We start from the raw sequence: 14688 nt of genomic DNA, 5'->3' as shown, positions 1-14688 counted from the left end.
GGCTGCTAATGTCATTCTATTGCGCCCACGATCGTTATCAACGGATTACAGCAAAAATGACAACATTGTCATTATCCTGTCACCCGGCAAACAGAGAGCGTTAGGTAAAGTACCCCTATCAATACTCTGGACTTCATTTGAACCATTTACCAGGTCTGCCTGGACGAGAAGCGTTATGTTCAAATTAAAATTACTCAGCATTAGCACGATATTCATCCTGGCAGGCTGCGTGTCGCTTGCGCCTGAATATCAGCGGCCCGCAGCACCGGTACCCCAGCAGTTTTCACTGTCCCATAACAGCCTGACGCCAGCGGTAAATGGCTATCAGGATACGGGCTGGCGTAACTTTTTTGTCGATCCCCAGGTTACCCGGTTGATCGGTGAAGCTCTGACTAATAACCGTGATTTGAGAATGGCTGCCCTGAAGGTTGAAGAGGCCCGAGCCCAGTTCAACGTCACGGATGCAGATCGTTATCCCCAGCTGAATGCCTCATCCGGGATAACATACAGCGGTGGTCTGAAAGGTGACAAGCCGACCACACAGGAGTACGACGCGAGACTGGAGCTCAGCTATGAGCTCGATTTTTTCGGCAAACTTAAGAACATGAGTGATGCTGATCGCCAGAACTACTTTGCCAGCGAAGAAGCCCGTCGGGCCGTACACATCCTGCTGGTATCCAACGTTTCACAAAGCTATTTCAGCCAGCAACTGGCGTACGAACAACTTCGTATTGCGCGGGAAACGCTGAAAAATTATCAACAGTCCTATGCTTTCGTTGAGCAGCAGCTCGTGACCGGGAGTACGAACGTTCTGGCACTTGAACAGGCGCGAGGACAAATCGAAAGTACCCGCGCCGAAATAGCCAAACGAGAAGGCGATCTGGCTCAGGCAAACAATGCCCTGCAACTGGTGCTGGGAACGTACCGCGCACTTCCGTCAGAAAAAGGGATGAAAGGCGGGGAGATAGCCCCAGTAAAATTGCCACCAAATCTGTCTTCACAAATTTTGCTGCAGCGACCGGATATTATGGAAGCGGAATATCAGCTGAAAGCGGCTGATGCCAATATTGGCGCAGCGCGAGCGGCCTTTTTCCCCTCAATTACCCTGACCAGTGGTCTTTCCGCAAGCAGTACGGAGCTGTCCAGCCTGTTTACGTCAGGAAGTGGAATGTGGAATTTTATCCCTAAAATTGAAATTCCTATATTTAATGCTGGCAGGAATAAAGCCAATCTGAAGCTGGCTGAAATTCGCCAGCAACAGTCGGTGGTTAATTACGAACAAAAAATTCAGTCAGCCTTTAAGGATGTTTCCGACACGCTTGCGCTGCGCGACAGCCTTAGCCAGCAACTTGAGTCACAGCAGCGTTATCTTGATTCACTTCAGATAACTCTCCAGCGTGCCAGAGGATTGTATGCAAGTGGTGCTGTCAGTTACATCGAAGTGCTGGATGCAGAACGTTCCCTCTTCGCTACCCAGCAAACCATTCTCGATCTTACCTATTCCCGGCAGGTTAACGAAATTAATCTGTTTACCGCGCTGGGTGGCGGTTGGGTAGAGTAAATTTATTTAATTAATCAGGAAATTAAAATGCGTAATTCACTTAAAGCCGTTTTATTTGGTGCCTTCTCTGTCATGTTTTCTGCCGGTCTTCATGCTGAAACACATCAGCATGGCGATATGAATACTGCCAGTGATGCTTCGGTACAGCAAGTTATCAAGGGCACCGGTGTCGTTAAAGACATTGATATGAATACTAAGAAAATCACCATTTCGCATGAAGCAATTCCAGCGGTGGGCTGGCCTGCAATGACCATGCGCTTTACTTTTGTTAATGCAGACGATGCTATTAATGCCCTGAAAACAGGCAACCATGTCGATTTCTCGTTTATTCAGCAGGGCAATATCTCCTTACTCAAAAGCATTAACGTGACGCAGTCCTGATTGGCTGTCCGGAGCGATTACATCCTGTGCGCCTGTACATTCACATAGGTATATGTGTGAGTTAACCGTCAGGCGCATATGCCAGGTGTTTTGATTTTTTAGCGGAAAATTGTATGGCTTCTTTAAAGATAAAATATGCTGCAATAATTATCAGCAGCCTCATAGCAGGGGGGCTGATATCGGTTACTGCCTGGCAGTATGTAAACTCAGCACAAAAGACAGAAAAAACAGAACAAAAGGCACCGGAACGAAAGGTGCTTTTCTGGTATGACCCAATGAAACCGGATACCAAATTTGATAAACCCGGAAAATCGCCCTTTATGGATATGGACCTGGTGCCAAAATATGCTGATGACAGTGGCGATAAAAGCAGTGGCGGGATCCGTATCGACCCAACCCAGGTTCAGAATCTGGGATTAAAAACGCAAAAAGTCACGCGAGGAATGCTGAATTATTCTCAGACAATCCCGGCTAATGTCAGCTATAACGAGTATCAGTTTGTTATTGTGCAGGCGCGTTCTGACGGGTTTGTCGAAAAAGTCTACCCCATGACGATTGGCGATCATGTGAAGAAGGGGACGCCACTTATCGATATTACCATTCCGGACTGGGTGGAAGCACAGAGTGAATTCCTTCTGTTATCCAGCACCGGTGGTACTTCCACGCAAATTAAAGGCGTTCTGGAACGGCTTCGCCTGGCAGGTATGCCGGAAGAGGATATTCAGAGACTGCGTTCTACCCGGAGCATTCAGACCCGTTTTACCATTAAAGCACCTATTGATGGTGTCATTACTGCATTTGACCTGCGCACCGGCATGAATATTTCGAAAGATAAGGTGGTGGCTCAGATTCAGGGAATGGACCCGGTCTGGATCAGCGCTGCAGTGCCAGAATCTATCGCCTATCTGCTGAAAGATACGTCGCAGTTTGAAATTTCGGTACCGGCTTATCCGGATAAAACATTCCATGTCGAAAAATGGAATATTCTTCCCAGCGTGGATCAGACAACCCGTACGCTTCAGGTCCGTCTCCAGGTTTCTAATAAGGATGAGTTTCTCAAGCCGGGCATGAATGCCTATCTGAAACTGAATACCAGAAGCCAGGAGATGCTGCTGATACCAAGCCAGGCCGTTATCGATACCGGCAAAGAACAGCGCGTGATTACTGTTGATGATGAAGGCAAGTTTGTGCCGAAACAGATCCACGTTCTGCATGAGTCACAGCAACAGTCCGGCATCGGCTCCGGCCTGAATGAAGGCGATACCGTGGTGGTCAGTGGCCTGTTCCTCATTGACTCTGAAGCCAATATTACGGGCGCACTGGAACGTATGCGCCACCCTGAAAAAACAGAAAGCAGTATGCCAGCAATGTCTGACCAGCCTGTAAATATGCATTCAGGGCACTGAGGAGACGACGATGATTGAATGGATTATCCGGCGCTCTGTCGCCAACCGTTTCCTGGTCATGATGGGGGCCCTGTTTCTCAGCATCTGGGGCACATGGACGATTATTAACACGCCTGTCGATGCCTTGCCTGACCTGTCAGATGTGCAGGTCATTATCAAAACCAGCTATCCCGGCCAGGCCCCGCAGATTGTAGAAAACCAGGTCACCTATCCACTTACCACCACCATGCTGTCCGTGCCTGGCGCAAAAACCGTGCGTGGTTTTTCACAGTTCGGTGATTCGTATGTGTATGTCATTTTTGAAGACGGCACCGATCTGTACTGGGCCCGTTCCCGCGTGCTGGAGTACCTGAACCAGGTACAGGGAAAACTGCCCGCCGGTGTGAGTTCTGAAATCGGTCCGGACGCCACGGGGGTGGGCTGGATATTTGAATATGCCCTTGTCGATCGCAGCGGAAAACACGACCTTTCAGAACTGCGTTCTCTGCAGGACTGGTTCCTGAAATTTGAGCTGAAAACCATCCCGAACGTGGCTGAGGTCGCTTCGGTTGGCGGCGTGGTGAAACAGTACCAGATTCAGGTCAATCCGGTAAAATTGTCTCAGTATGGTATCAGCCTGCCCGAAGTGAAACAGGCCCTTGAATCGTCTAACCAGGAGGCCGGTGGCTCATCCGTTGAAATGGCCGAAGCTGAGTATATGGTCCGTGCCAGCGGTTATCTTCAGAGCATTGATGATTTTAATAACATCGTCCTGAAAACAGGCGAGAACGGCGTGCCGGTTTATCTGCGGGATGTTGCCCGCGTGCAGACCGGGCCTGAAATGCGGCGTGGTATTGCCGAGCTGAACGGCCAGGGCGAAGTCGCTGGCGGCGTGGTGATCCTGCGGTCGGGTAAAAATGCACGCGACGTTATCACGGCAGTGAGGGATAAACTTGAGACGCTGAAGGCCAGCCTGCCGGAAGGCGTTGAAATCGTGACCACCTACGATCGCAGCCAGCTCATCGACCGGGCGATTGATAACCTCAGTTCCAAACTTCTGGAAGAGTTTATCGTGGTGGCCATCGTCTGTGCCCTGTTCCTGTGGCACGTACGTTCTGCCCTGGTGGCGATTATCTCTCTGCCGCTTGGTCTGTGTATCGCCTTTATCGTCATGCACTTCCAGGGACTGAACGCCAATATCATGTCGCTGGGAGGGATAGCGATTGCCGTCGGTGCGATGGTGGATGCCGCCATTGTGATGATTGAGAATGCGCATAAGCGGCTTGAGGAGTGGGATCATCAGCATCCGGGTGAGCAGATTGACAACGCCACCCGCTGGAAGGTGATTACCGATGCCTCCGTTGAAGTGGGACCCGCACTGTTTATCAGCCTGCTGATCATCACCCTGTCCTTTATTCCTATCTTTACCCTGGAAGGTCAGGAAGGACGTCTGTTTGGCCCGCTGGCATTCACGAAAACGTACTCCATGGCGGGCGCGGCCGCGCTGGCCATCATCGTCATTCCGATTCTGATGGGATTCTGGATCCGGGGGAAAATTCCTGCAGAGACCAGTAACCCCCTGAACCGGGTACTGATCAAAGCGTATCATCCATTGCTGTTGCGGGTTCTCCACTGGCCAAAAACAACCCTGCTGGTTGCGGCCTTGTCCATTTTCACCGTTATCTGGCCGCTGAGCCAGGTGGGCGGTGAGTTTCTGCCGAAGATTAACGAGGGCGACCTGTTGTATATGCCGTCGACCCTGCCGGGTGTCTCTCCGGCTGAAGCTGCAGCGCTCCTGCAGACGACGGACAAGTTAATCAAAAGCGTTCCTGAAGTGGCCTCTGTATTTGGCAAGACCGGTAAAGCAGAGACCGCCACGGATTCCGCACCGCTCGAAATGGTTGAAACCACGATCCAGCTCAAACCTGAGGATCAGTGGCGTCCAGGCATGACGATTGACAAGATTATTGAAGAACTCGACAGGACCGTCCGTTTACCGGGGCTGGCAAACCTCTGGGTGCCGCCAATCCGTAACCGTATTGATATGCTCTCAACCGGGATCAAAAGCCCGATAGGTATCAAGGTGTCCGGAACGGTTCTGTCCGATATCGATGCAACGGCGCAGAGTATCGAAGCGGTCGCCAAAACCGTACCCGGCGTAGTGTCTGCTCTCGCAGAGCGACTGGAAGGCGGGCGCTACATTGATGTGGATATCAACCGGGAAAAAGCCTCCCGCTACGGAATGACGGTGGGCGATGTGCAGCTGTTCATCTCATCAGCCATCGGCGGCGCGACGGTAGGGGAAACGGTTGAAGGCGTGGCCCGGTACCCGATTAATATCCGCTATCCGCAGGATTACCGGAACAGCCCGCAGGCCCTGAAACAGATGCCGATCCTGACCCCGATGAAGCAGCAGATCACGCTGGGCGATGTTGCGGATATTAAGGTCGTTTCCGGGCCGACTATGCTGAAAACGGAAAATGCCCGTCCAGCCAGCTGGATTTACATTGACGCGCGCGGCAGGGATATGGTGTCGGTGGTTAATGACATTAAAACGGCGATCAGTCAGAAAGTGAAACTGAGACCGGGTACCAGCGTGTCATTCTCCGGACAGTTTGAACTGCTTGAGCATGCCAACAAGAAACTGAAGCTGATGGTGCCGATGACGGTGATGATCATCTTCATCCTGTTGTATCTGGCATTCCGCCGGGTTGATGAAGCCCTGCTGATCCTGATGAGCCTGCCGTTCGCCCTGGTTGGCGGGATATGGTTCCTGTACTGGCAGGGCTTCCATATGTCTGTCGCAACCGGAACGGGGTTTATCGCTCTGGCCGGGGTGGCAGCAGAGTTTGGCGTGGTCATGCTGATGTATCTGCGTCATGCCATTGAAGCGCACCCGGAATTGTCCCGTAAAGAGACGTTCACACCGGAAGGCCTTGATGAAGCCCTCTATCATGGTGCCGTACTGCGTGTCCGGCCGAAAGCCATGACCGTGGCGGTGATCATTGCGGGTCTGCTGCCAATACTCTGGGGAACCGGTGCAGGTTCAGAAGTCATGAGCCGTATCGCGGCACCCATGATTGGTGGGATGATCACGGCTCCGCTGCTGTCCCTGTTCATTATTCCTGCCGCCTACAAATTAATCTGGCTGCGCAGACATAAAAAAAGCGTGTCCTGAACCTGAAAGGGCACCCCCTGTGGGTGTCCTTCTTTACTGATTCACCCTGACGTCAGGGTTTAAATCGATAATATACAGAGGTGAGTATGAAAAAAGTGGTTCTGATGGCGCTGGCTCTCGGCCTTTCACTGCCCGCGATGGCGAGTGAAAAAGTGATTGATATGTACAAATCTGAAAACTGTGGCTGTTGTTCCCTGTGGGGCAAGGCGATGGAAAAAGACGGGTTTGAAGTACGAACTCACGTCATGAATGATCAGGCGCTGTCAGCCCTGAAAGAAAAGCATGCTATTCCTGCAGGACTGCGAAGTTGTCATTCCGCGGTTGCCGGTAATTTGATCATTGAAGGCCATGTGCCTGCGACAACGATACATAAGGCAATGCAGTCTGGTTCAGGTATATACGGTCTCGCCACCCCCGGTATGCCAGCAGGAAGTCCTGGAATGGAGATGGGAGCCCGAAAAGAGGCTTACGATGTTATCGCATTCTCACCGGATGGAAGTAAAAAAGTCTTCCAGCGAATCGAATAGTCAGCGGAACGGCTGATAACGGGACGCCGGTAGCAGGCACTCCTGTGCCGGCGATATTCGTGGTAATCGCATCCATGACATACCCTGAAGACAGAAGATGCTTCGGTATGCATAAGGAGAGTTACTGTGAAAAATGACAATGCAGTGCAACACAACAACCAGACTGCTTCTGAGCAGACATTATCCCCGGACGAGGGCCACGTATTGCATAAGGTGAGAGATCCCGTGTGCGGGATGGCCATCCTGCCCGACAGGGCGCACAGCAGCATTCGATACCAGGACCATCAACTTTATTTCTGCTCCGCCAGCTGTGAGAGTAAATTTAAAGCCCATCCCGATCGTTATCTTACCGAAGATGCCAGTGAACATTCCCATCACCATCACCACGATCATCACGAAGTCAGCCCTGATCAGATAAAACAGCCTCACCACCAGGCGGAAAAAGAGAATTCTGAAGGTGTGTGGACATGTCCGATGCACCCGGAGATACGCCGCAGTGGTCCCGGAAGCTGTCCTGTCTGTGGAATGGCACTGGAGCCGCTCGTAGCTACGGCATCCACGGGGCCGAGTGATGAACTTCACGACATGACAAGACGCTTCTGGCTGGGGTTGTTGCTGGCGTTTCCGGTTCTGGTACTCGAAATGGGATCTCATCTGTTTCCCGAGTTGAGGAATACAGTACCGCCACAGTACAACACATGGCTGCAGCTGCTTCTGGCCTCCCCTGTCGTGTTGTGGTGTGGCTGGCCATTCTTCGCCCGGGCCGGAATGTCGTTACGTAACCGCTCCCTGAATATGTTTACCCTTGTTGCAATGGGGACCGGCGTAGCCTGGGTTTACAGCGTCATTGCAACCGTCTTCCCCTCCTGGTTTCCTGCATCGTTCAGAAACATGGATGGCCTGGTGGCCGTTTATTTTGAAGCCGCAGCAGTTATTACGGTGCTTGTTCTGCTGGGACAGGTTCTTGAGCTGCGGGCACGGGAACAAACCTCAGGCGCCATTACTGCGCTTCTGAACCTTGCCCCCAAAACCGCCAGACGGCTGGATCATGACGGTCATGAAACGGATATTAATGCGGAAGATGTCCTGCCTGGCGATAAGCTCCGCATCAGACCTGGAGAGAGTATTCCGGTCGACGGTATCGTGATCGAAGGCAAAACAACCGTTGATGAATCGATGGTGACCGGGGAATCTATGCCGGTTACCAAAACGGAGGGTGACCCTGTCATCGGGGGGACCATTAATCAGACAGGGAGTCTCATCATCCGTGCAGAGAAAGTCGGTGATGAAACAATGCTCTCACGAATTGTTCAGATGGTCGCTGATGCACAGCGTTCGCGTGCCCCCATCCAGAGAATGGCTGACAGCGTTTCAGGCTGGTTTGTTCCTCTGGTGATACTTATCGCGGTTGTTGCTTTCGTGATCTGGTCTGTCTGGGGGCCCGAGCCCAGGATGGCGCACGGTCTCATTGCGGCTGTGTCGGTCCTGATTATTGCCTGTCCCTGCGCGCTGGGGCTGGCCACGCCGATGTCGATAATGGTGGGGGTGGGCAAAGGAGCCCAGGCCGGGGTGTTAATCAGGAATGCCGAAGCCCTTGAGCGTCTTGAAAAAGTGGACACGCTGGTTGTCGACAAAACAGGCACGCTCACGGAAGGTTCGCCTACGGTGACAGGGATTATCAGTCTCAATCCGGGTGGGGAAACATCTCTTTTGCGTGTAACAGCCGCAGTGGAAAAAGGCTCGCAGCATCCGCTGGGTATGGCAGTAGTTAAAGCAGCACAGGAAAAGGGGATCGCAATACCCGCAGTCACTCATTTCGATGCACCGTCGGGTAAAGGTGTCTCAGGCGATGTCGAAGGTCAACGGGTTGTTATTGGTAATGAACTGGCTATGCAGGAAAACAGTATAGTTATTGATAATCAAAAGGCCGTTGCGGATACGTTGCGGATGGAAGGCGCTACCGTTATCTATGTGGCCACAGACGGGGACCTTGCAGGCCTGATAGCTATCTCGGATCCCGTGAAAACAACCACGCCGGATGCGCTTAAAGCTTTGCGTCAGGCGGGGATCCGCATCGTTATGCTCACCGGGGATAACCAGCTTACTGCTGAAGCAGTCGCACGGAAACTGGGAATAGATGAGGTTGAAGCCGGAATTCTGCCGGATGGCAAAAAAGCAGTGATAACCCGACTGAAAGAGTCTGGCCATGTGGTTGCGATGGCCGGAGACGGTGTGAATGATGCCCCGGCGCTGGCAGCGGCTGACGTGGGTATAGCCATGGGAACGGGTACAGATGTGGCAATTGAAAGTGCCGGAGTCACCCTTCTCAAAGGCGACTTGATGATACTGAACAGGGCCCGTCATCTGTCAGAGATCACCATGAAAAATATCCGTCAGAATCTGTTTTTTGCATTTATCTACAACGCACTTGGCGTGCCTGTGGCTGCAGGTCTGCTTTATCCTGTGTATGGAATACTGCTGTCGCCAGTTATTGCGGCGGCGGCCATGGCTCTTTCCTCCGTCAGCGTCATTGTGAATGCGTTGCGTCTGAAAAGTGTCAGGCTCGGGAAATAACACTGAGTGAAGGGTCAGTTACGAACAGAAGGAGTCCAGTATGAAAAGTACCACCTATGCGCTTATTGCTGTCGCCGCGATCGCGGCATTTGCCCTCCTGCGCGAACACTGGTCACATGTGGCAGGTTACTGGCCATATCTGTTATTGCTGGTCTGCCCGCTAATGCATCTTTTCCACGGCCACGGAGGGCATGGAGATCATCAACATCACGGAAGTGAAAACGATAAAAAAAATTAATCCGGCAGACGGGGCCGCGTCGCGGTCCCGTTATCAGTCCAGGTATCGTTCGTAGTCTCTGGCATGCGCAAAGGCATGCTGTTCGAGTTTGTTATCAGCGGGTGCCGCTGCCCGGAACGCCAGAGAGTTAACAGGGTTGTTATTGATGACCAGCTCGTAATGCAGATGAGGACCGGATGAACGTCCGCTGTTACCGGATAACGCAATAGCACCTCCCCGTGTAACCCTGGCCCCTTTAGTAACGAGTATTTTATTGAGGTGGAGATAGCGAGTTTTAACACCGGCTTTTCCCGTTACTTCAACAAAATATCCCATGGTACTGTTGTATTCGGCCCGGGTGATTTTTCCGTCGATGACGCTGACTATTTTCGTGTTCATGGGCATGGAATAATCAATGCCATTATGGGGACTCACTTTTCCCGATACCGGGTTAAGTCTTGCAGGATTGAAAGGCGAACTGAGTCTTGCTGTGGCCGGTAACGGATAATCGAGACTGCCTTTCCCGGAAGTATCGGAAAGGTTATAGAACTTTTTATCTGATATACGATACGCCGTGTAATTAAATGAACCGGACGTAAATTTATAGGCCACGACACGTGATTTTCCCGCTTTCTTTTGCAGTACGAGTTTTAATGATTCATTTTTTTTCAAATGCCGCAGATTAAACCGGGAAGGCAAGGAGCGCTGAAGAGTAGCGATCTCGTTCGATTCCAGCCCCGAGCGGGTGGCTGAAAGGTAGGCATTTTCTTTTACGACATCGGTAGAATACATTTACTGGAATTCGCCGTTAGCATGAACACTGCGGCGTATGCTAGGGGTTTTCAGGAGGCGTGTCATCTGTCAGTTAATCGGGAGCACCGTTGATGGTCGTCATTTTTGTAACATATCTTGTTTCCCGTTTGCTCCTGAAGCTCTGGGAACTGTATGACCAGCCCGACGGTGATGATTAACGGGACTGAAACAGGTTACGGCAGAGCAATATGGGGCTCATGTCCTGCTACGTAACCCGTCAGTAAAGCCCTGCTGCGCACCTGACGCTAAGCACTAACCCGCCTGCAGTTACCTGGTCGAATACAGCCCGCGAAGCTTTCTTGCCTGCGTCTGATGTGCTTCCGCACCGGCATTATTGACCTGCTCATGCACGAGAGCGGCTTTTTCTCCGGCATTCAGTTCGTTAAAAGAAGAAGACGAGGTCTTTGAATTTGCATCACTGCCGGACAGCATTTTTTTATGTTCCTCAATCATTTTCTGATGCGCATAGGACGCGCTGTTGTTCATAAATGAATGAGCAACAATGGCCCTTTCATGTTCATTCATTTCAGAGAATGAGGGCGTGTTGTTTTTATTAACCCTGTCCGGTAAGTTTTCATGCGTCGAGGAATTCACATGACTGACGGCTGAGGCATTATTAACAAATCGATGTGCTTCATGGGCAATATCACTGGACTGAGCAAAAGCTGCCCCACAAAATAAAGCTGTAAACGCAGTGGTCGTGATTAATATATTCATGTGTAATTACCTTCTGAGGTACATAAAAGATGTCCTTATGATCATATATAAAAATAATCAACCTGTGGGGAAGATGACGTAAATGTAATACAGCTATGTACATTACACGATTGTAATGAATTTGTTTCTTAAGGTGTGCTAGATTCATTTCATTGTAAGTGGATGAACCAGTAATTTAATTTAAATCGGTTCTCGAATTCTGTCAGTAACTATACTTTAAATAAGGGAATGCGCATGCTGTTGAAAACGTCTCGACGAACTTTCCTGAAGGGGTTAACCCTCTCTGGCGTAGCCGGAAGTCTTGGCGTATGGAGTTTCAATGCGCGTTCCAGTCTGAGCCTGCCAGTTGCCGCATCCCTGCAGGGTACTCAGTTTGACCTGACCATTGGTGAAACGGCCGTCAATATCACGGGCAGTGAGCGTCAGGCCAAAACAATCAATGGAGGCCTGCCGGGGCCCGTTCTTCGCTGGAAAGAAGGTGACACCATTACCCTGAAGGTCAAAAACCGTCTTAATGAACAGACGTCCATTCACTGGCACGGCATTATTCTTCCGGCCAATATGGATGGTGTTCCGGGGCTGAGTTTTATGGGCATAGAGCCTGATGATACCTACGTTTACACCTTTAAGGTTAAGCAGAACGGGACTTACTGGTACCACAGCCATTCCGGTCTGCAGGAACAGGAGGGGGTATACGGTGCCATTATCATCGATGCCGGGGAGCCAGAACCGTTTACTTACGATCGTGAGCATGTGGTCATGTTGTCTGACTGGACCGATGAAAATCCTCACAGCCTGCTGAAAAAATTAAAAAAACAGTCGGATTACTACAATTTCAATAAACCAACCGTTGGCTCTTTTTTCCGCGACGTGAATACCAGGGGGCTGTCAGCCACCATTGCCGATCGGAAAATGTGGGCTGAAATGAAAATGAATCCGACTGACCTCGCGGATGTCAGTGGCTACACCTACACCTATCTCATGAACGGGCAGGCCCCGCTGAAAAACTGGACCGGACTGTTCCGTCCCGGTGAAAAGATACGCTTACGGTTTATCAACGGCTCGGCAATGACCTATTTCGATATCCGTATCCCCGGGCTGAAAATGACGGTCGTGGCTGCAGATGGCCAGTATGTAAACCCGGTTACCGTTGACGAATTCAGGATTGCCGTTGCCGAAACCTATGATGTCATTGTGGAGCCTCAGGGTGAGGCCTATACCATCTTCGCACAATCCATGGACAGGACCGGTTACGCTCGAGGGACACTGGCCACGAGAGAGGGGTTAAGTGCTGCCGTTCCCCCCCTCGATCCCCGTCCTCTGTTGACCATGGAAGATATGGGTATGGGGGGAATGGGACATGATATGGCAGGAATGGACCACAGCCAGATGGGAGGCATGGATAACAGCGGAGAGATGATGTCTATGGACGGTGCTGACCTTCCGGATAGCGGGACATCCTCCGCGCCCATGGATCACAGCAGCATGGCCGGTATGGATCATTCCCGGATGGCCGGAATGCCGGGTATGCAAAGTCATCCTGCGTCAGAAACGGATAACCCACTGGTTGATATGCAGGCGATGAGCGTCTCTCCGAAGTTAAATGATCCGGGTATTGGTCTTCGAAATAACGGAAGAAAGGTTCTCACGTACGCGGATTTGAAAAGCCGCTTTGAGGATCCTGACGGACGTGAACCTGGCCGTACCATAGAACTGCATTTAACCGGCCACATGGAAAAGTTTGCCTGGTCATTTAACGGAATCAAGTTTTCAGATGCCGCACCGGTGCTGCTGAAATACGGTGAGCGGCTCAGGATCACGCTGATCAACGATACCATGATGACTCACCCCATTCACCTGCATGGTATGTGGAGCGATCTGGAAGATGAAAACGGTAATTTCATGGTTCGTAAACACACAATAGATGTTCCCCCTGGTACAAAACGCAGTTACAGAGTGACAGCAGATGCGCTTGGCCGCTGGGCGTATCACTGCCATTTGCTCTATCACATGGAAATGGGAATGTTTCGTGAAGTCCGGGTGGAGGAATGATGCGAATGAAGAGAAATTTGAAGGCCATACCTGTTCTGGTCGCCGGTTTGTTTACCTCACAGCTTTCTATTGCGGCGGGCTCCGTCTCTGCAGATCCCCACGCCGGGCACGACATGTCTGCCATGCAGATGCCAGCAGATGAGAATTTCACTGAGATGACGTCAATGGAGCCCATTGTAACTGAGAGCAGAACGCCAATTCCGCCTGTTACCGATGCCGACCGGAAGGCTGCATTCGGCAATTTACAGGGGCATGCGATTCACGACAGTGCGATTAATTATCTGGTTCTGCTGGATCAACTGGAATGGCAACGGTCGGATAACACCAACAATTTCAGCTGGAGTGTTAACAGCTGGATTGGAGGCGACACAGATCGGATTTGGCTAAAGAGTGAAGGTGAACGAAGCAATGGGGAAACGGAGGCGGCTGAAGCGCAGTTACTCTGGGGACATGCGGTTGGCCCATGGTGGGATTTGGTTGCGGGTGTCAGGCAGGATTTCAGACCTGCTTCTGCCCGGACCTGGGCTGCTGTCGGTTTTCAGGGGCTGGCACTCTATAATTTTGAGTCTGAAATTACGGGTTTTGTCAGTAATGGCGGAAAAGCAGCCCTTCGTCTGGGAGGAGAATACGACGTTTTACTGACTAACCGGCTCATACTCCAGCCATCCTATGAGGTGAATTTCTACAGTCAGGATGATGAATCGCGGGGTCGCGGCAGGGGACTGACTGACACAGAGCTGGGGCTCCGGCTGCGCTATGAAATACGCCGTGAGTTTGCACCCTATATAGGCGTTTCCTGGAATCAACTTTACGGGAAAACATCCGATATGGCGAAAAGAGAAGGTGAGAAAGACCATCAGGTAGTATTCCTGGCGGGAGCCAGAATCTGGTTTTAACGCACTGATATAAAACACTCAACTAAACAGGTAAATAAAATGTCGATTTTAAATAAAGCCATTCTTACAGGTGGCCTCGTTATGGGCGTTGCTTTCTCTGCTATGGCCCATCCGGAATTAAAAAGCTCTGTGCCACAGGCTGATTCAGCCGTAGCGGCCCCGGAAAAGATTCAGCTTAATTTCTCGGAAAATCTGACCGTGAAATTCTCAGGTGCAAAATTAACGATGACGGGTATGAAAGGCATGTCATCACATTCTCCGATGCCGGTCGCGGCAAAAGTGGCGCCATAGACTGGCCCCCTGAATCTCCAGACAGTTGGTATCACTTAAGTTAGTGATAGTCTTAATACTAGTTTTTAGACTAGTCGTTGGAGTCCGAATGATTGA

11 protein-coding genes and 1 pseudogene are annotated in these 14688 nt (G+C 51.1%); 10 read left to right on the top strand and 2 right to left on the bottom strand.

Annotated elements, in window-relative coordinates; all coding sequences use genetic code 11:
- Positions 1–175: 175 nt before the first annotated feature.
- The 7 genes from silC (at position 176) to ACMWKA_RS21110 (ending at position 9844) form a co-directional block, all read left to right on the top strand.
- The gene (gene silC, locus ACMWKA_RS21140; protein ID WP_000475506.1) at positions 176–1561 is read left to right on the top strand and encodes a Cu(+)/Ag(+) efflux RND transporter outer membrane channel SilC; all 1386 of its coding nucleotides are present in this window, start codon (positions 176–178) and stop codon (positions 1559–1561) included.
- A 27-nt stretch (positions 1562–1588) separates the two neighbouring features.
- Complete coding sequence (gene cusF / locus ACMWKA_RS21135) at positions 1589–1942, top strand: cation efflux system protein CusF (protein ID WP_001246155.1); 354 nt, start codon at positions 1589–1591, stop codon at positions 1940–1942.
- 113 nt (positions 1943–2055) lie between these two features.
- Positions 2056–3348, top strand: a complete 1293-nt coding sequence (gene silB / locus ACMWKA_RS21130) for a Cu(+)/Ag(+) efflux RND transporter periplasmic adaptor subunit SilB (protein WP_000157620.1) — start codon at positions 2056–2058, stop codon at positions 3346–3348.
- 10 nt (positions 3349–3358) lie between these two features.
- Complete coding sequence (gene silA, locus ACMWKA_RS21125) at positions 3359–6505, top strand: Cu(+)/Ag(+) efflux RND transporter permease subunit SilA (RefSeq protein ID WP_000574029.1); 3147 nt, start codon at positions 3359–3361, stop codon at positions 6503–6505.
- Between the two features lie 86 nt (positions 6506–6591).
- A complete protein-coding gene (locus tag ACMWKA_RS21120; RefSeq protein WP_000758225.1) occupies positions 6592–7032 on the top strand; it encodes a DUF411 domain-containing protein in 441 nt (146 codons plus the stop codon).
- 126 nt (positions 7033–7158) lie between these two features.
- Positions 7159–9606: an Ag(+)-translocating P-type ATPase SilP gene (gene silP / locus ACMWKA_RS21115; RefSeq protein WP_001353604.1), complete on the top strand. Its 2448-nt coding sequence runs from the start codon at positions 7159–7161 to the stop codon at positions 9604–9606.
- A gap of 40 nt (positions 9607–9646) precedes the next feature.
- Complete coding sequence (locus ACMWKA_RS21110) at positions 9647–9844, top strand: DUF2933 domain-containing protein (protein ID WP_000843494.1); 198 nt, start codon at positions 9647–9649, stop codon at positions 9842–9844.
- A 33-nt stretch (positions 9845–9877) separates the two neighbouring features.
- On the opposite strand, the gene ACMWKA_RS21105 is transcribed toward ACMWKA_RS21110, so the two are convergent.
- Both ACMWKA_RS21105 and ACMWKA_RS21100 read right to left on the bottom strand, forming a co-directional pair.
- A complete protein-coding gene (locus tag ACMWKA_RS21105; protein ID WP_000287501.1) occupies positions 9878–10615 on the bottom strand; it encodes a peptidoglycan DD-metalloendopeptidase family protein in 738 nt (245 codons plus the stop codon).
- A gap of 288 nt (positions 10616–10903) precedes the next feature.
- A complete protein-coding gene (locus ACMWKA_RS21100) occupies positions 10904–11353 on the bottom strand; it encodes a copper resistance protein (RefSeq protein ID WP_001023257.1) in 450 nt (149 codons plus the stop codon).
- Positions 11354–11587: 234 nt separating this feature from the next.
- On the opposite strand from ACMWKA_RS21100, the gene pcoA reads away from it, so the two are divergent.
- From pcoA to pcoC, 3 genes and pseudogenes are all read left to right on the top strand, one after another.
- The gene (pcoA, locus tag ACMWKA_RS21095) at positions 11588–13405 is read left to right on the top strand and encodes a multicopper oxidase PcoA (RefSeq protein WP_000925240.1); all 1818 of its coding nucleotides are present in this window, start codon (positions 11588–11590) and stop codon (positions 13403–13405) included.
- A 5-nt stretch (positions 13406–13410) separates the two neighbouring features.
- Positions 13411–14301, top strand: coding sequence for a copper resistance outer membrane transporter PcoB (gene pcoB / locus ACMWKA_RS21090; RefSeq protein WP_001378118.1), 891 nt, complete (start codon positions 13411–13413; stop codon positions 14299–14301).
- A gap of 39 nt (positions 14302–14340) precedes the next feature.
- Positions 14341–14589 (top strand): annotated as a pseudogene (gene pcoC / locus ACMWKA_RS21085) (copper resistance system metallochaperone PcoC); the annotation flags it as partial.
- Positions 14590–14688: the final 99 nt, after the last annotated feature.

Source organism: Enterobacter sp. 03-F-07-AD-ECC (genome assembly GCF_047530935.1).
Taxonomy (GTDB): Bacteria; Pseudomonadota; Gammaproteobacteria; order Enterobacterales; family Enterobacteriaceae; genus Enterobacter; species Enterobacter cloacae.
The sequence above is the reverse complement of the archived record's forward strand: the minus strand, read 5'-3'. Positions and strand labels throughout refer to the sequence as shown.